Source organism: Pseudomonas sp. GW821-FHT03A09 (genome assembly GCF_059421065.1).
In genome coordinates this window covers 123,605-144,696 of sequence record NZ_JBWKUX010000016.1, presented here as the reverse complement: position 1 = coordinate 144,696, position 21,092 = coordinate 123,605, and the positions used below count along the sequence as shown (strand labels likewise).

The window sequence follows — 21,092 nt, the reverse complement described above, 5'->3', positions numbered from 1 at the left end:
TCATTGTGTCATTGGGATGATGGATTTATGACTTGGCCACATTTTGCCCTGCCATCGCCTCGGCACCTTGTTCTCGTACCCAGAACAGTGTCGCCCCTGCCACCGCCGCCGGCATCATCAGCAAATTGACCACCGGTACCAGCAACACCAGGTAGACGATGCCGCCGAAGCTCATGCTCTGCCAGCGCTTCTGGCGCAACCACGCGAGCATCTCGTTCCAGCCCAGCTTGTGGTTATCGGCCGGGTAGTCGATGTACTGGATTGCCATCATCCACACCCCGAACAGCAACCATAGCGGCGCGGCGATCAGGTTGACCACCGGGATGAACGACAGGATGAACAGGCCGATGGCGCGCGGCAGGAAGTAGCCCAGTTTACGCATCTCCCGGGCCAGGGTTCGCGGCACCATCGCGGCCAACTCCGCCCAACTGAATGGCGGAAAATCATCGGTGCCACGCACCACCACTTCAACCTTCTCAGCGAGGAAACCGTTGAACGGCGCCGCGATGATATTGGCGAGCATGGTGAAGGTAAAAAACACCATCAACACCACCAGCACCACAAAGAGGGGCCACAGGATGTAGCTGAGGAAACTCAACCAACTGGGCAGCGTCGGCATCAGGCTGTCGACCCACAGGCTGAACTGATGGCCGGCGAAATAGATCAAGCCGACGAACAGCACCAGGTTGATCGCCAGCGGCAGCAGCACAAACAAGCGCAGGCCGGGGCTCAACACCAGTTTGAGGCCTTCACGCAGGTACTGCGGGCCGGAAAGGGCAGGGGCAGGCATGGAAAACTCCGAGCAAAAGGACGAACGCGCCGACCTTACCGACTTTGCACTTGAGGTGAAAGTGGCGACATCAGCAGTAACAAACACGTCGATCAACCGAGTCGACTGCATAGAGACCACCTATGAGCTGGATTGTTATTCCGTATTTCCTTAATCTTGCCCCCCTCGATACGCTGCACCCATTATTTTTCAGGGCCTGCGAGTTGAAGCCTTCCCCAAGTGCTTCGCGGTCCTTTTTTATTCCAGCCGTCTTGTTATCTGGGCGGTCGATAGGAGTGAGTCATGTCTGATACCCGTCATTCGCGAGTGATTATTCTCGGTTCCGGCCCTGCCGGTTACAGCGCTGCTGTCTACGCTGCCCGGGCCAACCTCAAGCCGCTGCTGATCACCGGCATGCAGGCGGGCGGTCAGTTGACCACCACCACTGAAGTCGACAACTGGCCGGGCGACGTCCACGGCCTGACCGGCCCGGTGCTGATGGAGCGCATGAAAGAACACGCCGAGCGTTTTGAAACCGAGATCGTGTTCGACCACATCAACAAGGTCGACTTCTCCAAGAAGCCTTACAGCCTGACCGGTGACAGTGGTGTCTACACCTGTGACGCCCTGATCATCGCCACCGGCGCCAGCGCCCGCTACCTGGGCCTGCCGTCGGAAGAAGCGTTCATGGGCAAGGGCGTTTCCGCCTGCGCGACCTGTGACGGTTTCTTCTACCGCAACAAGCCGGTCGCCGTGGTCGGTGGTGGCAACACGGCCGTGGAAGAGGCTCTGTACCTGGCCAACATCGCCAGCACCGTGACCCTGGTTCACCGTCGTGAAACCTTCCGCGCCGAAAAGATCCTGATCGACAAACTGCACGCCCGTGTGGCTGAAGGCAAGATCATCCTCAAGCTCAACGCGACCCTGGACGAAGTCTTGGGCGACAACATGGGTGTGACCGGTGCGCGCCTGAAGAACAACGACGGTAGCTTCGATGAGCTGAAAGTCGACGGCGTGTTCATCGCCATCGGCCACACGCCAAACACTTCGTTGTTCGAAGGCGTGTTGGACGCCAAAGACGGCTACCTGATTGTACAGGGCGGTCGTGAAGGCAACGCTACGGCCACCAACATCGAAGGTATCTTCGCTGCGGGTGACGTGGCTGACCACGTGTACCGCCAGGCCATCACCTCGGCCGGCGCCGGTTGCATGGCGGCACTGGATGCCGAGCGTTACCTGGATGGCTTGGGTAACGCTTCGCTCTAAATCCGCTGAACAAAAAACCGGCTGCGAGGCCGGTTTTTTTATGCGCACGATTTCAATAACACCGAAGGACAAATGTGGGAGCTGGCTTGCCTGCGATAGCGGTGTGTCAGTCACCACCGCCATCGCGGGCAAGCCCGGCTCCCACATTGACCGGGTGCTTATGTTGAATCAGCGGCGTGTCAGCGGTTGTGCGCTGAACTTCACACCAGCCAAGCCATGGGTGATCAGTGCACGGATGTTGCCGTGGTCGCTGCCTTCCGGCGTTGTCACCACCGAACGATAATGCTCGCCAAACGCCAGCAGTGTTTCTTGATCGCTCAGGCCTTCCAGCAGGGCCAGGCCCAGGGTTTTGCACGATCCTTCATTCTGCCCGGCCGCGTTTTCTACATCGCCGTTGCTGAACGCTTGCGGCTGGTAATCGTAACCGGCTGCCACAAAGGCCAGGGTGTCGGCAAAAATGTGTTCGCCGCTGTTGAGGCTGGCGCGCAGGGTGTTCAGATCAGTCATGGGTTTTTCCTTTGGCAAACGCCGCCTGTTGATCGGCGCTGGCTTCTTTCTGGTATTGGGCTTTCCACTCGGCGTATGGCATGCCGTACACCACTTCACGGGCGTCATCGAGGCTCAGTTCGATCTGGCGCTCGTCGGCCTCGGCCTTGTACCACTTGGACAGGCAGTTGCGGCAGAAGCCGGCGAGGTTCATCAAGTCGATGTTCTGCACGTCCTTGCGGTTGTCCAGATGTGCCACCAAACGGCGGAAGGCGGCGGCTTCGAGTTCGAGGCGTTGTTGGTCGTTCATAAGGCTCACGCAGATTCAGGGGGAGTTAGCGGCTGGCCGCCAGGGTAATCGACACCGATTCGGCAAAGCGCAGCGCATGGGGTTTGTCCACTTCGACTTCGGCGTACAGCACCGATTCGTTACTCATCACCAGGTCCAGCAACTCCTGTGTCAGGCGCTCCAGCAAGGCGAAGCGGTTGCCTTCGACGTGGGCAATGATGGCCTTGGTGATGGTGCGATAGTTCAGCGCGTGGTCGATATCGTTGTCGCGCACGGCTTCCTGGGCGGCATACAGGATCGTCAGGTTGATCAGCACATCCTGCTTGTTGAGAATCTCGTCCTCGTTGATGCCGATAAACGTGCGCAGGCACAGGTCCTTGACCCGGATGCGCGCCATGCCTGGTTGAAGTTGTGGCATTGCTACTTGCTCCGTCCGATCAGTTGCAGGAACTCCATGCGCGTGGTGTTCGATTCGCGGAACGCGCCGAGCATCACCGAGGTGTTCATGGTTGAATTCTGTTTCTCCACGCCACGCATCATCATGCACATGTGCTTGGCTTCGATCACCACCGCCACGCCGGCGGCCTGGGTGACCTGCTGGATCGCGTCGGCGATTTGCCGCGTGAGGTTTTCCTGGATTTGCAGGCGCCGTGCGTACATGTCGACGATGCGCGCCAGCTTCGACAGGCCCAGCACCCTGCCGGTCGGAATATAGGCCACATGGGCCTTGCCGATAAAGGGCAGCAGATGGTGCTCGCACAGCGAGTACAACTCGATATCCTTGAGGATCACCATCTCGTCATTGTCGGATGCGAACAGCGCGCCATTGACGATCTCATCCAGGTCTTGCTCGTAGCCGTGGCACAGGTACTGCATGGCCTTGGCGGCGCGTTTGGGGGTGTCGAGCAAGCCTTCACGCTCGGGGTCTTCGCCCAAGTCCTTGAGGATCTCGCGGTAATGGTGGGGCAGGGATAAGGTCATACAACATCCTCACAAACGGCTTACTTGATATGCCGCCCGCCGTTGACGGTCAGGGTGGTACCGGTGACATAGGGGTTGTCCAGCAGGTAACGCACGCTCTGGTAGATCACCTCTGGCCCGGGTTCAATACCCAGTGCCGATTTGGCCAGGACCTTGGCGCGGTAGGCCGCGTCGTCGCCCTCGTTGAACATCACCATCGCCGGGGCAATGCCGTTGACCTTGATCAGCGGCGCGAACTGCGCGGCAAATGACAACGTGAGGCTGTCGAGCCCGGCCTTGGTGGCGCAATAGGCAATGTGCTGGCGGCTGCCCTTGCGCACCACATCATCGCTGATATGCACGATATCGGCAGGTGTCGAGCGGCGCAGCAAGTCTGAACAATGCAGGTTGATCAGGTACGGCGCAAGCATATGCACGCTGAACATGTCGTGGAAGGCTTGGCTTTCGTCACCTGGCGTTTCCGCGATCCACGCCGAAGCGTTGTGGATGATTGCGCGCAGGCTGTCGGTGTGGGCCTTCAGTTCTGCGATAAAGGCAAGAGTCCCGGCTTCGCTGGAAAAGTCGGCAAACAGGCCGATCGCGCCACGTTCGCGCAGCGTCGTCACGCCTTGGCGCTCGCTGCGGTAGCTGAAGATCACCGAATGGCCTTCATCCAGCAGGCGCTCGGCGCAATGCAGGCCGACACGCTGGCCGGCACCGGTGATCAGGATCGGGGCGTTGGTTGCAGTCATGGGGGGCTCAAATCGCTGGCAGGTTCAAACTATACCAGCGACCGGCCACCCCTGTACTCACGCGGCCGCTTCGGTGACCTTGCGCGGTGGCGTGGGATGCAGCCAGTTCGCCAGCAGATGAGTCGACAACGGGATAAAGAAGTACACCATCAGCGGCGTGAGTGCCGCCGTGCTGACCAATACGCGGCTGAACAGGTCCAACTCGCTGAGCAGTGGCCCCAGGCCAAAGTTGAACAGCAGTGAGACGGGGAAAAATGCCAACCAGATCGCCACGGCCTGTTTCCAGCGAGGGGGACGTGCGCCCACGGCGCCGAACCAGCCATCGATACCACTGACGCGATGCTCGGACGGGTTGGCGAACAACTCACTGCCACGGCCCAGCCAAGCACTGCGTGAAGCGGAGAACTCCCAGGCATGCAGGGTTTTTTCGTCGGCGAAGCGGAAGATGATCTGGAATTCGTCATCGTTGGGCGGCGGTGCGAGCACGCCGGAGCCCAGGTAGCCGGGGAAGTCGGTGGCCAATTGCTCGCCTTCGCGCAGCCAAGCCATCAATTCTTCGTAGCGTCCTTTGGCCACGCGACGCGCAACCATCAAGGTGACGGGGGAGGTAGACATTGTGTATCTCCAAATAGACGAGTGCACTGAACCGGGTAGGTGGCGCACGAACGAAGCTGCGGGGGTGTTGCAGCTACGTGGAAAAAACAGGCAAGGATTATTCCTGTTTTAAAGAAATACGCCAGTGGCATTGGTCTGAAGTGAGCAGGCCTTGAAAAAGACAGCTCTAAAGGCGTTAAATGAGCGCCCAGTCACCGTTGGTTTTTTGCTCAAAATGCCCGTGATTACAGCTCCGTTAGATGGAACTTCGCAGCTAGATACGACCGATTCAGATAAGCTGTTTCCGATTCGTGAAGTCTCGAGATTGACAGGCATCAACCCGGTCACCTTGCGCGCCTGGGAGCGCCGTTATGGCCTGATTCAGCCAGTGCGCACCGAAAGTGGGCATCGCCTCTACTCAAAAGCCGATATTGAAACCGTCAATCGCATTCTCGATTGGATCGAGCGAGGCGTCGCGGTCAGCAAGGTGGGCAAGATTCTCGCCCGCGATGATCAACAGGCCGAAGCGATTCGCGCTGAGCAGGGTGCCGTCGAAAGGAGTGAATTTTCACAATGGCGTGTACGTTTGTTGCACGCCGTCAGTGCGTTTGACGACCGCCAACTGGAAAGCCTGTACGGCCAGATTTTCGCAACCTACCCCCTCAGCGTGGCGTTCCAGGACATCCTGATGCCCCTCTGGAGCGAACTGTTGCGGCACCCTGGGGGATTTGGTCAGGCCAGCGAGTGGCTGTTTTTCGACTCCTTTTTGCGCATCCATACCTTCCTACGTCTGCAAGCCGCAATACTGTCGCCTGCGCCCCGTGTATTACTGGCCGCCATTTCCGGCGAGTGCCGCAAACTGGAACTGCTGGTGGCAGCGCTGTTGATGAGTCGGGACGATCTGGCCGTACAAGTGCTGGGGTTGGGGCAGCCGTTCGATGAATTGACGCTGGTCTGTGAAAAGATTCGCCCCCAGGCATTGGTCATTTTTTCCAACCATGCCCATAACCATGATCTGCCTGGCCGACTCAATCGCCTGGCGTTGACCCTGGATTGCCCATTATTGCTGGCCGGCGCCGCATCGGACCTGGCGCAGAAAGAACTGGCAGGTTCCGCCGTCGGTTGCCTGGGCAGCGAGGGGCGCCTGATGCAGCGCCGCTTGCAGCAGTTTCTCAGTGGTCAGCTCGATACCTGACGTCAGGCGTGTACGTGGGGGTGGACCAGTCGATGTTGATGCAGGATGAACTGGCGCAGGCGCTCGATTTCATCGGCGTCACTCTGGTTCAGGCGGTAAGCGAACAAGCCTCGGGCGGTTTCCCGCTCCAGCGTGCCGCGCAGGGCAATGCGTTCGTAGCCTGACGGGCTGAACCACAGGGAAAAGGTTTTCGGCGGCTTGGCCCGGCCACGACACTCCACCAGTACACCCTTGAATGACACCTCATGCACCCAGAGTGCGCCCGGATTACCACGCACATTCTCCAGCGGCACCGGCGCTTCAAGGGCCAGGCGCCAGGGGCGGATCATCGGCCCATCCTCGAAAATGCTTGGTACACCCAGGCGCAAATGCACCGCATGAAACTCATCTTCAACCAATTGCAGGGGAAAGGTGAGCTGCTGGTTATCGAACTGCGCCTGGATGGTGACATGGTCATGAGCGACCAGCCGCGTAAGCAGATCGCGGATCTGTGCTCCGCCATTGACTGTCAGGCTCGACCAGGCATCCCGCAGGTTGAGCTGCGGGTTATGTTGCATGTCCTGGATGAAATCCAGTTCGTCCTGCGTCAGAAGAGCGTCGCGGTGCATTGATGTAGCTCAAGGGTGAGGCATTAAAAAGCCATTATCGCTCTAAAGACCGCATTTTTTACAGTTTGTTAAATCCACTCGTCGCCTTGAGTGCCGCCAGCTCGTCTTTAAGCTCGGCCACCTGGGCTTCTAACAGGGCCACACGTTGCTGGGCTTTGACTTGAGTCGTGACGTCTTTTTGCACACCGACGAAATACGTCTGCTTGTCCGCCTCGTTGTAAACCGTCGACAAAGACAGTTCGTTCCAGAAGTGGGTGCCATCCTTGCGGTAGTTACGCAGGATTTCCCGGCAGGCGCCGCCGTTGTCGAGGGCTTCACGAATGGCCGTCAGGGCCGGTTGGTCACGGTCGCCCGACTGCAGGAAGCGGCAGTCCTGATACAGGATGTCGTCCAGCGCGTAGCCGGTCAGGCGCTCGAACGCCGGGTTGACGTAGATCAGCGGTTTATCCTTGCCCTCGCGTTCGGCGATGACGATACCGTCGTTGGAGGCGTTGACGACCATCTGCATCAGCTTGGCGTTAATCATTGAGCGGTCCATGGCTTGTTTTTGAAGCTTGGAGTCTATGGCAAGTCTTGAATGTTGCACGGGGTGTGCTGAAAAAATTGCATCAGCTGCTAACATCCCACGCTTTCGCTCAATTACAGGATCAGATTGATGAAAGTCGCCATCCTTTCCGGCTCGGTGTACGGCACGGCTGAAGAAGTCGCCCGCCACGCCGCAGGCATCCTCAACGCGGCCGGTTTTGAAGCCTGGCACAACCCGCGCGCTACCTTGGCCGACGTGCAGGCGTTTGCCCCCGAAGCGTTCCTGGCGGTGACCTCGACCACCGGCATGGGTGAGCTGCCGGACAACCTCCAACCGCTGTATTCGACTATTCGCGACCAACTGCCAGCCGCCTGGCGTGGCCTGCCCGGCGCGGTGATCGGCCTGGGCGACGCCAGTTATGGCGACACCTTCTGCGGTGGCGGCGAGCAAATGCGCGAGCTGTTCGGCGAACTGGGTGTGCGCGAAGTGCTGCCCATGCTGCGCCTGGACGCCAGCGAAAGCGTGACCCCCGAGGCCGACGCCGAACCGTGGCTGGCCGAATTGATCACTGCATTGCGCGGTTGACCGGAAACCCGCGCAACAATGCCAGCCAGGCCTGGGCCGCTTTCGACAGATAAGCGCCCTCGCGCCAGATAAACGCAATGTCCCTGCGCAGATAGTCGGGCGCCTTGAGCGTCAGGCGCACCACACCCGGTCGCCGCGCCTTTACTGGCGGCACTTCTCTGACACGATTTGTACTATTCTCATGGCTGACTCGCTCAGTCATCAAGCTGGCTGCCAAGGCAACTCCGCCTGCCACGACGTCTGACTAGACTGGCCCTTCACTTAAAAAATATAAGAAGTGCGCCAAGGAGGTCGTTGCCGTGAGCCTAGCCCCCGTTCAAACGCCACAGAATATCAAAGACCAGGTCAGTGCTGCCGAATGGCAGACCCGTGTTGACCTGGCGGCCTGCTATCGCCTGGTGGCGATGCATGGTTGGGATGACCTGATCTTCACCCATATTTCGGCCAAGGTGCCGGGCACCGAGGATTTCTTGATCAACCCGTATGGGCTGATGTTCCACGAAATCACTGCGTCGAGCCTGGTCAAGGTCGATCAGGCCGGCAACAAGCGGATGGACAGTCCCTACGAGATCAACCCTGCCGGCTACACCATCCACAGTGCCATCCACGAAGTGCGCCACGACGTGGTGTGCGTACTGCACACCCACACCGCTGCTGGTGTGGCGGTATCTGCGCAGAAGCAGGGCGTGTTGCCCATCAGCCAGCAATCGTTGTTCGTGCTGTCGAGCCTGGCGTATCACGCCTATGAAGGCGTGGCGCTGAACCACGAGGAAAAGGCCCGCCTGCAGGCCGACTTGGGCGAAAGCAACTTCCTGATGCTGCACAACCACGGCCTGCTCACCTGTGGCAGCACCATCGCCGACACCTTCCTGATGATGTTCACCTTCCAGCGCGCCTGCGATATCCAGGTGCTGGCGCAAAACGGTGGCGTCGAATTGATTGCCATCGAGTCGCAGATTCTGGCCGGGGCCAAGGCGATGGTGGCAGCTGTCACAAAGAGCGCCCAAGGTATGGGAGGCGCGCTGGCCTGGCCGGCGCTATTGCGTAAATTGGACTTGCAAGATCCTGGGTATAAAAGCTGATGCCTCTCGCCGAAATCCCGCTCAGTGCCTGGCGTAAACGTGGCCAGGCGTTCGTCTTTCGTGGTCACACAATTCGCTATTGGGTGGCCGGGCAGGGCGAGCCGCTGTTGATGATCCATGGCTTTCCCACGGCCAGTTGGGACTGGCATTACCTGTGGCAGCCCCTGGCCCAGCGCAACCTGGTGATTGCCTGCGACATGCTGGGCTTCGGTGATTCGGCCAAACCGCTGGACCACGACTATTGCCTGTTGGAGCAGGCGGATTTGCAGCAGGCGTTGCTTGAACACCTGGGCGTGGAGCAGCCGGTTCACGTGCTGGCCCATGACTATGGCGACAGCGTCGCCCAGGAATTGCTGGCTCGCCATTACGAAGGCCGGTTTCAGATGGCCAGTTGCGTGTTCCTCAATGGTGGGCTGTTCCCGGAAACGCATCGGGCGGCTTTGGTGCAGAAATTATTGCTGAGCCCGCTCGGCTGGATGATCGGTCGAGCCTTTGGGCGCAACGCATTGGCTAACAGCTTCAATCAGATTTTTGGCCCACACACGCGACCCAGTGAAAGTGCGCTGGATGATTTCTGGAGCCTGATCTACGCCAACGACGGCACCCGCATCCTGCATAAACTGATCGCTTACGTTCCACAACGCCGCCGCCTGCGTGAGCGCTGGGTGGGCGCGATGCAGCGTGACCAGGTGCCGTTGCGGGTGATTGATGGCGAAATCGACCCCATCTCCGGCGCCCATATGGTGGAGCGTTATCAGCAGTTGGTGCCCCACGCCGATACGGTGCTGCTGGCGAATATCGGCCATTACCCGCAGATCGAAGCGCCAGTGCTGGTGCTCAAGCATTACCTGGCGTTTCGCGAGCGTATTGGCCGGTCGGCGCCGCGCGTCGCCTATTCCTGAGCGGTGCAATTATCCTGCTGCCTTATCGTGCACCATTCAGCCTCGGCCGACTTTATTGTGACCCGAAGCTGTGTGCCTGACACTCGATACATTCCCATTGTCACCAGCGGAGTTCGGTATGAGTGAGTCAGTGCAGTTCCAGGATAAGGTCGTGATCGTCACCGGTGCCGGCGGCGGGTTGGGCCGAGCCCATGCGCTGTTGTTCGCCGCACATGGGGCCAAAGTACTGGTCAATGACCTGGGCGGTTCGGCGCAAGGCGAAGGTGCCAACGCCTCGGCGGCGGACCGGGTGGTGGCTGAGATCCATGCGGCGGGCGGCATTGCCGAAGCCAATCATGATTCCGTCACCGACGGTGACAAGATCGTACAGAACGCCCTCGACGCCTTCGGCCGCATCGACGTGGTGGTGAACAACGCCGGTATCCTGCGTGACAAGACTTTCCACAAAATGGAAGACAGTGACTGGGACCTGGTTTACCGGGTGCATGTCGAAGGTGCCTACAAAGTCACCCGCGCCGCCTGGCCGCATATGCGCGAGCAAGGTTATGGCCGGGTGATCTTCACCGCGTCCACTTCAGGCATCTACGGCAACTTCGGCCAGTCCAACTATGGCATGGCCAAGCTCGGCTTGTATGGCTTGACGCGCACCCTGGCGCTGGAAGGGCGCAAGAACAACATCCTGGTCAACGCCATTGCCCCCACCGGTGGCACGCGCATGACCGAAGGCCTGATTCCGCCGCAGGTGTTCGAGCGCCTCAAGCCGGAGTTGGTCAGCCCGTTGGTGGTGTACTTGGGCAGCGAAGCCTGCCAGGAAACCTCCGGGCTATTCGAAGTGGGCGGCGGCTGGATCGGTAAAACCCGCTGGGAGCGCAGTTTGGGCGTGGGCTTTGACCCAGACGTCGGTTTCTCGCCGGACGATGTGGCGGCGCACTGGGCGCAGATTTGCGACTTCGAAGGCGCCGTCCACCCCAAGGACAATATCGAGGCGTTGAAGGAAATGATGGCCAACTTACAGAAGTTCAGCCTCTGATCGTTGTTTAAACAACATTGAATTCTACGGGGCGCTGAGGGCGCCTCGTTTTATTGCGGGCATAAAAAAGGCCGCTGCAAGGGCAGCGGCCGAAGTAAGACGTTGGATCAAGGAGCGACAAATCAACGTCAGTGAACACCGGTAACAGATTGAATACATTAGCCAATCTGTCGAAAATCGGCTTCTTTCCCGAAGGTGGGAGCGGGCGGTTTGCCCTGAAAGCCCAGTAAGAATAGTCCGTTGTAACAAAATGAGTAATAGCAGATCGGGACAAGGACTGTTACCAGATTGGCAACAGTCACTCGGCGTGCCATCCATCCTCCTGATAACCCGCCATCTACCCAATCCATGGTTCGCCGCGAAGCCCGGCCAGCGCGCCCATTCATCCTTTCGAGCGACAACACGAATACCTCCTTGGTGCGCTTATCCCTCCTGACGAGCGGCAGTAGGGTGGGGCCTTCTGTCACTCACCGGGGAAGACGCATGACAAAAACAACAATGCGCGCCATCTTCACGCCACAGGCGCTCGCCGCGGCGGTTGCATTGGGCTGCTGTGCCCAGGCCCAGGCCGTCTCGTTCAACATTGGCGAGATCGAAGGGCAATTCGATTCTTCGCTATCGGTCGGTGCCAGTTGGGGCATGCGCGATGCCGACAAGAAGCTGGTGGGCGTTTCCAACGGCGGTACGGGGCAGGCATCCACCGGGGATGACGGGCGGCTGAACTTCAAGAAGGGCGAAACCTTCTCCAAGATCTTCAAGGGTATTCACGATCTGGAGCTCAAGTACGGCGACAGCGGCGTATTCGTGCGCGGCAAGTACTGGTACGACTTCGAACTGCAGGACGAAAACCGCGAATTCAAGCAGATCAGCAATAACCACCGCGATGAAGGGGCACGTTCCTCCGGCTATGAGCTATTGGATGCGTTCGTGTATCACAACTATTCCATCGGCGACCTGCCGGGAGCCGTTCGTGTCGGCAAGCAGGTGGTGAGCTGGGGCGAGAGTACGTTTATCGGTAACTCGATCAACAGCATCAACCCCATCGACGTCTCGGCCTTCCGCCGGCCGGGTGCCGAAATCAAGGAGGGGCTGATCCCGGTGAACATGCTGTTCGCCTCCCAGAGCCTGACCAATCAACTCTCGGTGGAAGGCTTCTACCAGTTGAACTGGGAAAACACCGTGGTGGATAACTGCGGCACCTTCTTCGGCAACGATGTGGTCGCCCATGGCTGCAATAACAACTACACCGTTGGCAGCCCGGCGATTGCGCCGTTGCAACCGGTGGCGGCGGCCTTCGGGCAGGGCTTCCAAGTCACCCGCGAAGGCGTGGTGGTACAGCGCGCCAAAGACCGCGAGGCCCGTGATGGCGGCCAGTTCGGCGCGGCCTTGCGCTGGCTGGGGGATGACACCGAATACGGCCTGTACTTCATGAACTACCACAGCCGTACACCGACGGTGGGCACCATTACTGCCAACACCAACCTGGCCACCATCGGGCGTATCGTCAACGCCGCCAACGCCATTGCACCGGGTTCGGGCGCGGGGCTGGCCCAGAGCACCATGCTCGGTCGCGGCCAGTATTACCTCGACTACCCGGAAGACATTCGCCTGTATGGCGCCAGCTTCTCCACGACGTTGCCGACCGGCACGGCCTGGACCGGAGAGATCAGCTACCGCCCGAATGCGCCGGTGCAACTCAATACCACTGACCTGACCCTGGCCTTGGTCAACCCGATCGCCGGCAACACGGCTTCGCCGATCCGCAGCTCATTCGGCTCGGACAACTCTGGATACCGCCGCAAGGAAATCACCCAGATCCAAAGCACCATGACCCAGTTCTTCGACCAAGTGCTGGGTGCCGAACGCCTGACCCTGGTGGGCGAAGCGGCCTACGTGCATGTTGGCGGACTGGAAGCCAAAAACAAGCTGCGCTATGGCCGCGACTCGGTGTTCGGCGCCTACGGCTACCAAGGTGATACCGATGGGTATGTCACCGCCAACTCCTGGGGTTATCGCGCCCGCGCAATCCTCGACTACAACAACGTGTTCGCCGGGGTGAACCTCAAGCCCAACCTGTCCTGGTCCCATGACGTCAGTGGCTATGGCCCCAACGGCATTTTCAACGAAGGCGCCAAGGCGATCAGCGTCGGCGTGGATGCGGACTACCGCAACACCTACACCGCCAGCCTGAGCTACACCGACTTTTTTGGCGGCGACTACAACACCCTGACCGACCGCGACTTTATCGCCCTCAGCTTCGGCGTGAACTTCTGATCTGGTTTTAAGGAAGGACAACAACCTATGCGTAAGCTATTTGCAGTGATGGCGCTGAGTGTATTGGCCGCCAACGTGATGGCGGCGGTGTCGCCCGAAGAAGCCGCCAAGCTTGGCACGACCCTGACCCCGGTCGGCGCCGAGAAAGCCGGCAACGCCGATGGCTCGATCCCGGCCTGGACCGGTGGTATCCCGAAGAATGCCGGCGCGGTAGACAGCAAGGGCTTTCTCGCCGACCCGTTCGCCAATGAGAAACCGCTGTTCGTGATCACGGCCGCGACCGTGGACAAGTACAAGGACAAGCTCTCCGAAGGTCAGGTCGCGATGTTCAAGCGCTACCCCGAAACCTACAAGATCCCGGTCTACCCGAGCCATCGCACGGTCAACCTGCCACCGGACATCTATGAGTCGATCAAACGCAGCGCCTTGAATGTACACGCCATCAATGACGGTAACGGCCTGGAGAACTTCACCGGCAACCGTTACTACGCGTTCCCGATCCCCAAGAACGGCGTGGAAGTGCTGTGGAACCACATCACCCGTTACCACGGCGGCAACCTGCGCCGCATCATCACCCAGGCCACCCCGCAGACTAACGGCAGTTACACGCCGATCCGCTTCGAGGAAGAAGTGGCGGTGCCCCAAGCCATCCCCGACATCGACCCGGCCAAGGCGGCCAACGTGCTGAGCTTTTTCAAGCAATCGGTGACGGCCCCGGCGCGTCTGGCGGGTAACGTGTTGCTGGTGCACGAAACCCTCGACCAGGTGAAGGAACCACGCCTGGCCTGGATCTACAACGCCGGTCAGCGCCGTGTACGGCGTGCGCCGCAAGTGTCCTATGACGGGCCGGGCACCGCGTCCGACGGCCTGCGTACCACCGACAACTTCGACATGTTTTCCGGCGCCCCCGACCGCTACGACTGGAAGCTGGTGGGCAAAAAAGAGATGTACATCCCTTACAACAGCTACAAGCTCGATTCGCCGACCCTCAAGTACGACGACATCATCAAGGCCGGGCACATCAACCAGGACCTTACCCGCTATGAGCTGCACCGCGTGTGGGAAGTGGTCGGCACCGTCAAGCCGAGTGAGCGCCACATCTATGCCAAGCGCCACATGTACATTGACGAAGACAGCTGGCAAGTCGCGCTGGTGGATCACTATGACGGCCGTGGCCAACTGTGGCGTGTCGCCGAAGGCCACGCGCAGTTCTACTACGACCACCAAGTGCCGGCTTATACCGTGGAAACCCTGTACGACATCATCGCCGGGCGCTACATCGCCCTGGGCATGAAGAACGAAGAGAAGAGCAGTTTCGTGTTCGGCTTTGCGGCCAAGGCGGCGGATTACACGCCGGCGGCGTTGAGGTCCGAAGGCGTTCGATAATGCCTATTTGAAACGCAATAAAAATGTGGGAGGGGGCTTGCTCCCGATGACGGTGTATCAGTCACTTATAAGTCGACTGTCACCCTGCCATCGGGAGCAAGCCCCCTCCCACATTTGGTTTTATGCATGCCCATCAATCAGTGTGCTGAATACTTCTTCAATAACCGCCGCCCACAGGACTAGGGTAGGGGTCAGGTTGCATAACAATAAAAAAGCAGGATGCAGCAATGACCGCCATGACACGCTGCCTGGACCGTCCTGGATTCATGCCACGGCTGTCCGCCCATCATCTGTTGCGCCCGCGCCTGACTGAGCCGTTGCTCGCCGCGTCGGTCAGGGTGAAGCTGCTGTGTGCTCCCGGTGGCAGCGGCAAGAGTGCGCTGCTGGCGGAGTGTGCATTGCAGGCACCGGCGGGGTGCCAGGTCTGTTGGCTGCCTCTCAATGGCGCCGCTCTCACGGCTCTGGATTTTTGCCGGCTGCTGGCGCAGAACCTCGGGTTGCCCTTCGTCGACGAGGCGACCTTGTTGCTCGATCTTGGCCACTGGCAGCGCCCGGGGTGGGTATTCCTCGATGACTTTTGCCGCCTGCCCGCGCCCGAACTGGACGCCTTGCTTGACCGTCTGCTCACTGCCGCCAGCCCGGCGCTGACCTGGTGGCTGGGCGTACGGCGGCGCCCGGCGTGCAACTGGCCGCGGTTGCTGCTCGACGATGAACTGTTGGAATGCAACGAGCTGCAGTTCAGTCCTGCGGAGATCCAGCCCTTGCTCGATACCGGGCACACTCTCGACGATGTGATGCAGTTCAGCGGTGGTTGGTGTGCCGGGGTGCGCATCGCGTTGCTCGGCGACGGCCATCCCGATAAGACCTTGCTCGATTACCTTCAGCACGAGCTGTTCAGTACCTTGCCGCCCGAGTTGGCCGAAGCCTGGCGCGTGCTGGCCCATTTGCCACGCTTCAATCCGGGGTTGTGCGAGCACCTGTTCGGCTTTGGTGACGGTGATCATTACCTGCGTGAGTTGCAGGCGCTGGGTGCCTTTATCCAGCCCTGGGAAGACACCCAGGACTGGCTGCAGGTGTTCCCACCTCTGGCGCGATTGCTGCGTGATGAGCCTTGGCCGGCCAAACGTTCCTGGCATCGACGCGCCTGCCAGTGGTTTACCGGCGAGCGTGATTGGCAGGCGGCCTTTGAACAGGCGCTGCTGGCCGAAGAGTACGAAGTGGCGGTGAGCCTGTTACAGCACTTCAGCTTCGAGGATCTGTTTCGTGGGGAAAATGCCGTGCTGTTGTTGCGTCTGCATGAGCAGCACGGAGATGAATTGCTGCTGGGCTCGGCGCAACTGGTCGGGCTGGTGACGGCGGCATTGCTGTTTGCTGGCCGTTTCGAGCAAGCCGGTGTGTGTATCGATCAACTTGCACGGTTTGCTCCGCAGCCGACGGGCGCGCAGCAACGCCATTTGCTGGCACGCTGGCAGGCGCAATGGGGTTGGTTGCTGCACCTGGGCGGAGATGCCGAGCGCTCTCGCGAGCATTTTCTGGAGGCGTTGCAGGCCTTGCCTGACAGCGCCTGGACCTCGCGCCTGATGTGCCTGTCGGGCCTGACCCAACAAGCGTTGCTGCGCGGCGAGCTGGATGTGGCGCAAGCCTTGAATCGCGAAGCCCTGTGCCTGGCCCGCGCCCATGGCTCACTGGTCCTGGAAGCCTTGCTTGAGTTGGATCACGCTCAATGGTTGGAACAACGTGGTGCGCCTTACCGGGCACAAAGCTTGCTGGAAACGGTGCAGGCGATGCTGGTTCGCCAGCGTCTCAAAGCCGGGCCGCTGATGGGGCGTATTGCGCTGCGCCGTGGTCACCTGGCGTTGCGCCAAGGGCAAGACGCCTTGGCGAGTGAGTGTTTCACCGAAGGGTTGAAGATGTGCCTGCACAGCCACGACAAACGCGTGCTGTACGGGTTTCTCGGCCTGGCGCTGCTGGCCGCCAACCGTGGCGATTACGCCCAGGCCTTTATCCAGTTGCGTGATGCCGAGCGCTTGATGCAGCAACGGCATGTGCCAGACACGGTGTACCGCGCCGTACTGCTGTTGGTCAGCGGGCACTTCTGGTTACAGCAAGGGCGCGCCGAGTTGACGGTGGAGGCGGTGCGTCGGGTCTTGCGTCACTTTCGTGCCCCCCAGGCCCGGCAGGCGCCGCCGGCTACCCTGGAATTGGTGCCGCGTCTGGAATACCTGCTGGTGTTGGCCGAGGTGAAACTGGGTTGTGCCGACCAACCTATCGCACGCCTCAATGCCTTGCTCGACACCACTCGGCAACGCGGCATGCTGTGCCTGGAAACCGAATTGCACCTGGTACTGGGTGAAGTGGCTTGGCAACTGGGCGATTCGGCCCTGGCGCGTGGTGCGCTGCAAACCGGCCAGGCTCTGGCGCAGCGCTGTCAGGTACAACAGGCAATTCGTGAGCTGCGCTTGCGCGCGCCGGGGTTGTTGAGCGAGTTGGGTCTGGAGGCTCAGGTGTCTACGGCGGGCGTAGCGGAGAATCCCCTGAGCCAGCGCGAGCTGGAAGTGTTGCAGTTAATCGCCCAGGGCAACTCCAACCTGGAAATCGCCGACCGCCTGTTTATTTCCCTGCACACCGTCAAGACCCACGCGCGGCGCATCCATAGCAAACTCGGTGTGGAGCGGCGCACCCAGGCGGTGGCCAAGGCCAAGACGTTGGGCTTGATGACCTAGGCGCTGAACGCCTGGCGGTACTCCCCAGGCGTGGCGCCCATGGCCTGGCGAAAACGGTGAGTGAAGTGGCTGGCACTGGAGAAACCGCACATCCAGGCGATTTCACCCAAGGGCAGCGCGCCACCGCGCAGCAGGGTTTGCGCACGCGCCAGGCGACGCGCCAAGAGATATTGATGGGGCGGCAGGCCGAAGCTTTGGCGGAACATCCGCGCAAAATGGTACTCCGACAGCGCACACAGTCCGGCCAACTGCCCCAAGCTGATCGGTTCTTCCAGGTGGTGGTCGATGTATTCCACCAATAGCCGCCGCTGGTGGGCGGCCAGCCCGCCTTTCAAGCGCAGTCCGTTTCGCGCGCCCACTTGGCTGAGCAGGGTGTGGCTGAGCATTTCGTGGGCCAGGCTGCTGGTCAGCAGGCGCTCGGCGGGTTCGTGCCAGTTGAGGGCGATCAACTGGTGAAAGCGCCGGGCCTGGGCGGCGTCTTCCAGGAAGGTGCTTTCGCGCAGTTGAAGTTCACGCGGCTCGCGGTCAAGCAGGGTGACGCAACCGAGGGCAAATTGTTCCGGGCTGAAATACACGTGGGCCAGGCGGATCTCACCGTTGATGACCCAGGCCGACTGATGCTCGGCGGGCAGGATGCACAGTTTGTCGGGGCCGCCCTTGGTGCCCGGCTGGTCACGCCGAAAGGTGCCGGTGCCACCGCCGATGTAGCAGGACAAGGTGTGATGGCCGGGTGCCTGGTAATCCTGGGCATCGTGGTGATTGCTCCACAGGGCCGCAGACAATCCGTCACCGAGCTCGGCGCAAGCTTCGAGGCGTGCGTTGGGCGAGCGGTTAAGGGACTGAAAGACTTGCAGGGATTCCAGATCTGGCATGGCGTGTTCTCCGACGCCTTGCATCCTACTCCTGGCGACCGGCGCTGTGAGCCCTCCGGCCGACAAAAGCGCAAGAATCTGCAAGTGCTTTCCCGGCGTTGGCGGCGACACTGTGGCTCAATTGACGGAGCCCGCTATGAACCTTTTCCTGTATTTACTCACGGTGTTGATCTGGGGCACGACCTGGATCGCCCTCAAATGGCAGTTGGGCGTGGTGGCGATTCCCGTGTCGATCGTCTATCGCTTCGGCCTGGCGGCGCTGGTGCTGTTTGCGCTGTTGCTGCTCAGCCGCAAACTGCAGGTGATGAACCGGCGTGGGCACCTGATCTGCCTGGCCCAGGGGTTGTGCCTGTTCTGCGTCAACTTCATGTGCTTTCTCACCGCCAGCCAGTGGATTCCCAGCGGGTTGGTAGCGGTGGTGTTTTCCACGGCCACGTTGTGGAACGCGTTGAATGCCCGGGTGTTCTTCGGTCAGCGGGTAGCGCGTAATGTGTTGATGGGGGGCGCGTTGGGGCTGTTGGGGCTGGGCTTTCTGTTCTGGCCGGAATTGGTCGGGCATACCGCCAGCCCACAGACTTTGCTCGGCCTGGGCTTGGCGTTGCTCGGCACGATGTGTTTTTCGGCGGGCAATATGCTGTCGAGCCTGCAACAGAAGGCCGGGCTCAAGCCGCTCACCACCAACGCCTGGGGCATGGCGTATGGCTCGGCGATGCTGGCGACCTACTGTGCCGTGCGCGGTATTCCGTTCGATATGGATTGGAGCGCGCGCTACATCGGCGCCCTGTGGTATTTGGTGATCCCGGGCTCGGTGATCGGTTTTACCGCCTACCTCACGCTGGTCGGCCGCATGGGGCCGGAGCGCGCGGCGTATTGCACGGTACTGTTCCCCGTGGTGGCGCTGAATGTGTCGGCGTTTGCCGAAGGCTATCAATGGACCGCGCCAGCGTTTGCGGGGTTGGTGCTGGTGATGCTGGGCAATGTGTTGGTGTTTCGCAAACCCAAGCCTGTGAGCCCGGTGTTTCAGGCTAAGCAAATCTAATGTGGGAGGGGGCTTGCCCCCGATGGCGGTGCATCAGTCAGCTAATTTATTGACCGGCACACTGCTATCGGGAGCAAGCCCCCTCCCACATTTGACCGAGTTGCCTGGGTTATTTGAGGCCAAGGCGCTTGGCCATGCGCCCCAGGTTGGCGCGGTCCAGGCCCAGTTCGCGGGCGGCGCCGGCCCAGTTGTGCTGGTGGCGTTCCAGGCAAGCGCTGATGATCTGGCGCTGATAGTGCTCGGTGGCTTGGCGCAGGTCGCCGGTGACGACGGGGGCTGATTCGGCCTGCGTTTCGACCGGCAGTGGCGCGCTGATGTCGGGCAAGTCCAGGTCCTGGGCGCTCAGGCTGAGAATCTTCGGCCGTTCGCGACAGTTACCCAGGGCCTTCAGGGCGCTGCGGCCAATTAAATGTTCCAGCTCGCGCACATTACCCGGCCAGTTGTAGGCCAGCAGTGCTGCCTGGGCATCGCTGGTCAGACGCAGGCTGCCCAGGCCCATGCGCGAGCGGTTCTGCTCCAGGAAGAACCCCGCCAACAGCAGCACGTCCCTGCCGCGCTCACGCAACGCCGGCACTTGCAGCGGGTATACGCTGAGGCGGTGGTAGAAGTCCGCGCGATAGCGACCATTGCGTACTTCTTCGGCCAGGTCACGGTTGGTGGCGGCGATCAGGCGCACGTCCACTCGGTGCTCTTTGTCCGAGCCCAGGCGCTGCAACTGACCGCTCTGCAGTACGCGCAGCAGCTTGGCTTGCACGGTCAGTGACAACTCGCCCACTTCGTCGAGGAACAGGGTGCCGCCATTGGCCAGCTCGAACTTGCCCCGGCGCTCGTTCAACGCGCCGGTGAAGGCGCCGCGCACATGCCCGAATAACTCGCTTTCCACCAGGGTTTCCGGCAACGCGGCGCAGTTGAGGCTGATCAACGGTTTGTCCGCACGGGGCGAGGCCGCGTGGATCGCGTGGGCCACCAGCTCCTTGCCGACACCGGTTTCGCCAGTGATCAGTACGGTGAGGTCGCTGCCGCCCACCAGCTTGATCTCTTCCACCAGGCGTTTATGGGGCTTGCTCTGGCCGATCATTTCCTTGTGCTGCTGGCCGCTGGCCTCGCGGTAGATTTCGGCGCGCAGGGTCAGCCGTTCGATGCGTTCAGCCACGTTGACGGTCGCCGCGGCGAGGCTGGCAAAGGCTTGCAGGGCGTCCAGTTCGACGCGCTCGAAACGCTCGGTGTCCAAGGCGTCGAGGGTTAGCAGGCCCCAGGGTTGATCGTCGACAAACAGCGGGCAGCCCATGCAATCGTGCACTTCCAGATGCCCGTGCAAACCGTCGACCAAACCGTCGTAAGGGTCGGGCAGTTCGCTGTCGCTGTCGAAGCGCGTCGGGCCGGGACTGCTTAATAGCACGGCAAAGCGCGGGTGTTCGCTGACCTTGAAGCGCCGGCCCAAGGTATCGGGGCTCAAACCGTCCACTGCCAGGGGCACCAGCCATTCACCGTCCAGGCGTAGCAACGCGGCGGCATCACACGGCAGCAAGGCGCGCATGGCTTGCAGCAGGCGGCGGTAGCGCTCGCCTTCGGGCAGCTCGCGGGACAAGTCGGCGACCAGGGGCAGCAGGGTGGTGAGCAGCGATTGTGCAGTCATAATGACTCCTTGTAGTCCTTATGACTATAAAGTGTAGGAGGTCATACTGACCACATAATATTTAAGTCATTGAAAAATAACGATTAATAAGTTGGCACGAATACTGACTAAGCAAAGG

22 protein-coding genes and 1 pseudogene are annotated in these 21,092 nt (G+C 60.5%); 11 read left to right on the top strand and 12 right to left on the bottom strand.

The window, feature by feature from the left end; genetic code table 11:
* Window positions 1-25 precede the first annotated feature (25 nt).
* Window positions 26-790, bottom strand: a complete 765-nt coding sequence (gene cysZ, locus AC07V4_RS24230; protein ID WP_492638386.1) for a sulfate transporter CysZ — start codon at window positions 788-790, stop codon at window positions 26-28.
* Between cysZ and AC07V4_RS24225 the strand changes: the two genes are divergently transcribed.
* Window positions 789-944 carry a hypothetical protein gene (locus AC07V4_RS24225; RefSeq protein ID WP_492638385.1) on the top strand — a complete coding sequence of 52 codons (156 nt, stop codon included), beginning with the start codon at window positions 789-791 and terminating at the stop codon, window positions 942-944. The genes cysZ and AC07V4_RS24225 overlap by 2 nt on opposite strands.
* Window positions 945-1,072: 128 nt before the next feature.
* Window positions 1,073-2,035, top strand: a complete 963-nt coding sequence (gene trxB, locus AC07V4_RS24220; RefSeq protein ID WP_492638384.1) for a thioredoxin-disulfide reductase — start codon at window positions 1,073-1,075, stop codon at window positions 2,033-2,035.
* Window positions 2,036-2,203: 168 nt separating this feature from the next.
* Here the strand turns inward: trxB and AC07V4_RS24215 are convergent, their stop codons facing one another.
* Genes AC07V4_RS24215 through AC07V4_RS24190 form a run of 6 tightly spaced genes read right to left on the bottom strand, consistent with a single transcriptional unit; the run spans window position 2,204 to window position 5,137 of the window.
* On the bottom strand, window positions 2,204-2,542 hold the full coding sequence (locus AC07V4_RS24215; RefSeq protein WP_492638383.1) for a HopJ type III effector protein: 339 nt from the start codon (window positions 2,540-2,542) through the stop codon (window positions 2,204-2,206).
* Entirely contained in the window at window positions 2,535-2,831 is a 297-nt protein-coding gene (locus AC07V4_RS24210; RefSeq protein WP_492638382.1) for a DUF1244 domain-containing protein, read from the bottom strand. The genes AC07V4_RS24215 and AC07V4_RS24210 overlap by 8 nt, the downstream gene beginning before the upstream one ends.
* 25 nt (window positions 2,832-2,856) lie before the next feature.
* Window positions 2,857-3,228, bottom strand: a complete 372-nt coding sequence (gene folX / locus AC07V4_RS24205) for a dihydroneopterin triphosphate 2'-epimerase (RefSeq protein WP_003194073.1) — start codon at window positions 3,226-3,228, stop codon at window positions 2,857-2,859.
* 2 nt (window positions 3,229-3,230) lie between these two features.
* The gene (gene folE, locus AC07V4_RS24200; RefSeq protein ID WP_492638381.1) at window positions 3,231-3,791 is read right to left on the bottom strand and encodes a GTP cyclohydrolase I FolE; all 561 of its coding nucleotides are present in this window, start codon (window positions 3,789-3,791) and stop codon (window positions 3,231-3,233) included.
* A gap of 20 nt (window positions 3,792-3,811) precedes the next feature.
* Window positions 3,812-4,522 (bottom strand): dihydromonapterin reductase, encoded by a 711-nt coding sequence (folM, locus tag AC07V4_RS24195; protein ID WP_492638380.1) that lies wholly within the window; start codon window positions 4,520-4,522, stop codon window positions 3,812-3,814.
* Window positions 4,523-4,579: 57 nt separating this feature from the next.
* On the bottom strand, window positions 4,580-5,137 hold the full coding sequence (locus AC07V4_RS24190) for an antibiotic biosynthesis monooxygenase (RefSeq protein ID WP_431751578.1): 558 nt from the start codon (window positions 5,135-5,137) through the stop codon (window positions 4,580-4,582).
* Between the two features lie 214 nt (window positions 5,138-5,351).
* Here AC07V4_RS24190 and AC07V4_RS24185 point away from each other — a divergent pair, with 214 nt between their 5' ends.
* Window positions 5,352-6,311 (top strand): MerR family transcriptional regulator, encoded by a 960-nt coding sequence (locus tag AC07V4_RS24185; RefSeq protein WP_492638379.1) that lies wholly within the window; start codon window positions 5,352-5,354, stop codon window positions 6,309-6,311.
* A 2-nt stretch (window positions 6,312-6,313) separates the two neighbouring features.
* Here the strand turns inward: AC07V4_RS24185 and AC07V4_RS24180 are convergent, their stop codons facing one another.
* Window positions 6,314-6,919 (bottom strand): hypothetical protein, encoded by a 606-nt coding sequence (locus AC07V4_RS24180; RefSeq protein ID WP_431751577.1) that lies wholly within the window; start codon window positions 6,917-6,919, stop codon window positions 6,314-6,316.
* Window positions 6,920-6,977: 58 nt separating this feature from the next.
* The gene (locus AC07V4_RS24175; protein ID WP_492638378.1) at window positions 6,978-7,445 is read right to left on the bottom strand and encodes a PAS domain-containing protein; all 468 of its coding nucleotides are present in this window, start codon (window positions 7,443-7,445) and stop codon (window positions 6,978-6,980) included.
* 129 nt (window positions 7,446-7,574) lie between these two features.
* Between AC07V4_RS24175 and AC07V4_RS24170 the strand changes: the two genes are divergently transcribed.
* Window positions 7,575-8,030 (top strand): flavodoxin, encoded by a 456-nt coding sequence (locus AC07V4_RS24170; protein WP_431751575.1) that lies wholly within the window; start codon window positions 7,575-7,577, stop codon window positions 8,028-8,030.
* Here AC07V4_RS24170 and AC07V4_RS24165 read toward each other — a convergent pair.
* Window positions 8,011-8,184: pseudogene (locus AC07V4_RS24165) on the bottom strand (LysR family transcriptional regulator); the annotation flags it as partial. The gene AC07V4_RS24170 and the pseudogene AC07V4_RS24165 overlap by 20 nt on opposite strands.
* Before the next feature lie 145 nt (window positions 8,185-8,329).
* Here AC07V4_RS24165 and AC07V4_RS24160 point away from each other — a divergent pair.
* The 6 genes from AC07V4_RS24160 (at window position 8,330) to AC07V4_RS24135 (ending at window position 17,427) form a co-directional block, all read left to right on the top strand.
* Window positions 8,330-9,112: a class II aldolase/adducin family protein gene (locus AC07V4_RS24160; RefSeq protein WP_492638377.1), complete on the top strand. Its 783-nt coding sequence runs from the start codon at window positions 8,330-8,332 to the stop codon at window positions 9,110-9,112.
* Window positions 9,112-10,014, top strand: a complete 903-nt coding sequence (locus tag AC07V4_RS24155) for an alpha/beta fold hydrolase (RefSeq protein ID WP_492638376.1) — start codon at window positions 9,112-9,114, stop codon at window positions 10,012-10,014. The genes AC07V4_RS24160 and AC07V4_RS24155 overlap by 1 nt, the downstream gene beginning before the upstream one ends.
* Window positions 10,015-10,132: 118 nt before the next feature.
* Window positions 10,133-11,044, top strand: a complete 912-nt coding sequence (locus tag AC07V4_RS24150) for an SDR family oxidoreductase (protein WP_492638375.1) — start codon at window positions 10,133-10,135, stop codon at window positions 11,042-11,044.
* Window positions 11,045-11,542: 498 nt separating this feature from the next.
* Complete coding sequence (locus AC07V4_RS24145) at window positions 11,543-13,318, top strand: DUF1302 domain-containing protein (protein WP_492638392.1); 1,776 nt, start codon at window positions 11,543-11,545, stop codon at window positions 13,316-13,318.
* 27 nt (window positions 13,319-13,345) lie between these two features.
* The gene (locus AC07V4_RS24140) at window positions 13,346-14,704 is read left to right on the top strand and encodes a DUF1329 domain-containing protein (protein ID WP_492638374.1); all 1,359 of its coding nucleotides are present in this window, start codon (window positions 13,346-13,348) and stop codon (window positions 14,702-14,704) included.
* A 227-nt stretch (window positions 14,705-14,931) separates the two neighbouring features.
* A complete protein-coding gene (locus AC07V4_RS24135; RefSeq protein ID WP_492638373.1) occupies window positions 14,932-17,427 on the top strand; it encodes a LuxR C-terminal-related transcriptional regulator in 2,496 nt (831 codons plus the stop codon).
* Here the strand turns inward: AC07V4_RS24135 and AC07V4_RS24130 are convergent.
* Entirely contained in the window at window positions 17,424-18,299 is an 876-nt protein-coding gene (locus AC07V4_RS24130) for a helix-turn-helix domain-containing protein (RefSeq protein WP_492638372.1), read from the bottom strand. The genes AC07V4_RS24135 and AC07V4_RS24130 overlap by 4 nt on opposite strands.
* Before the next feature lie 136 nt (window positions 18,300-18,435).
* Between AC07V4_RS24130 and AC07V4_RS24125 the strand changes: the two genes are divergently transcribed.
* The gene (locus AC07V4_RS24125) at window positions 18,436-19,338 is read left to right on the top strand and encodes a DMT family transporter (RefSeq protein WP_492638371.1); all 903 of its coding nucleotides are present in this window, start codon (window positions 18,436-18,438) and stop codon (window positions 19,336-19,338) included.
* A gap of 109 nt (window positions 19,339-19,447) precedes the next feature.
* Here the strand turns inward: AC07V4_RS24125 and norR are convergent, their stop codons facing one another.
* Window positions 19,448-20,974, bottom strand: a complete 1,527-nt coding sequence (gene norR, locus AC07V4_RS24120; RefSeq protein WP_492638370.1) for a nitric oxide reductase transcriptional regulator NorR — start codon at window positions 20,972-20,974, stop codon at window positions 19,448-19,450.
* Between the last annotated feature and the right edge of the window lie 118 nt (window positions 20,975-21,092).

Bases quoted from the DNA above. Each gene is read 5' to 3' on its own strand.
- AC07V4_RS24225 (WP_492638385.1), top strand. From the start codon at position 789: ATGGAAAACTCCGAGCAAAAGGACGAACGCGCCGACCTTACCGACTTT.
- cysZ (WP_492638386.1), bottom strand. From the start codon at position 790: ATGCCTGCCCCTGCCCTTTCCGGCCCGCAGTACCTGCGTGAAGGCCTC.
- trxB (WP_492638384.1), top strand. From the start codon at position 1,073: ATGTCTGATACCCGTCATTCGCGAGTGATTATTCTCGGTTCCGGCCCT.
- AC07V4_RS24215 (WP_492638383.1), bottom strand. From the start codon at position 2,542: ATGACTGATCTGAACACCCTGCGCGCCAGCCTCAACAGCGGCGAACAC.
- AC07V4_RS24210 (WP_492638382.1), bottom strand. From the start codon at position 2,831: ATGAACGACCAACAACGCCTCGAACTCGAAGCCGCCGCCTTCCGCCGT.
- folX (WP_003194073.1), bottom strand. From the start codon at position 3,228: ATGCCACAACTTCAACCAGGCATGGCGCGCATCCGGGTCAAGGACCTG.
- folE (WP_492638381.1), bottom strand. From the start codon at position 3,791: ATGACCTTATCCCTGCCCCACCATTACCGCGAGATCCTCAAGGACTTG.
- folM (WP_492638380.1), bottom strand. From the start codon at position 4,522: ATGACTGCAACCAACGCCCCGATCCTGATCACCGGTGCCGGCCAGCGT.
- AC07V4_RS24190 (WP_431751578.1), bottom strand. From the start codon at position 5,137: ATGTCTACCTCCCCCGTCACCTTGATGGTTGCGCGTCGCGTGGCCAAA.
- AC07V4_RS24185 (WP_492638379.1), top strand. From the start codon at position 5,352: ATGCCCGTGATTACAGCTCCGTTAGATGGAACTTCGCAGCTAGATACG.
- AC07V4_RS24180 (WP_431751577.1), bottom strand. From the start codon at position 6,919: ATGCACCGCGACGCTCTTCTGACGCAGGACGAACTGGATTTCATCCAG.
- AC07V4_RS24175 (WP_492638378.1), bottom strand. From the start codon at position 7,445: ATGATTAACGCCAAGCTGATGCAGATGGTCGTCAACGCCTCCAACGAC.
- AC07V4_RS24170 (WP_431751575.1), top strand. From the start codon at position 7,575: ATGAAAGTCGCCATCCTTTCCGGCTCGGTGTACGGCACGGCTGAAGAA.
- AC07V4_RS24155 (WP_492638376.1), top strand. From the start codon at position 9,112: ATGCCTCTCGCCGAAATCCCGCTCAGTGCCTGGCGTAAACGTGGCCAG.
- AC07V4_RS24150 (WP_492638375.1), top strand. From the start codon at position 10,133: ATGAGTGAGTCAGTGCAGTTCCAGGATAAGGTCGTGATCGTCACCGGT.
- AC07V4_RS24145 (WP_492638392.1), top strand. From the start codon at position 11,543: ATGCGCGCCATCTTCACGCCACAGGCGCTCGCCGCGGCGGTTGCATTG.
- AC07V4_RS24140 (WP_492638374.1), top strand. From the start codon at position 13,346: ATGCGTAAGCTATTTGCAGTGATGGCGCTGAGTGTATTGGCCGCCAAC.
- AC07V4_RS24135 (WP_492638373.1), top strand. From the start codon at position 14,932: ATGACCGCCATGACACGCTGCCTGGACCGTCCTGGATTCATGCCACGG.
- AC07V4_RS24130 (WP_492638372.1), bottom strand. From the start codon at position 18,299: ATGCCAGATCTGGAATCCCTGCAAGTCTTTCAGTCCCTTAACCGCTCG.
- AC07V4_RS24125 (WP_492638371.1), top strand. From the start codon at position 18,436: ATGAACCTTTTCCTGTATTTACTCACGGTGTTGATCTGGGGCACGACC.
- norR (WP_492638370.1), bottom strand. From the start codon at position 20,974: ATGACTGCACAATCGCTGCTCACCACCCTGCTGCCCCTGGTCGCCGAC.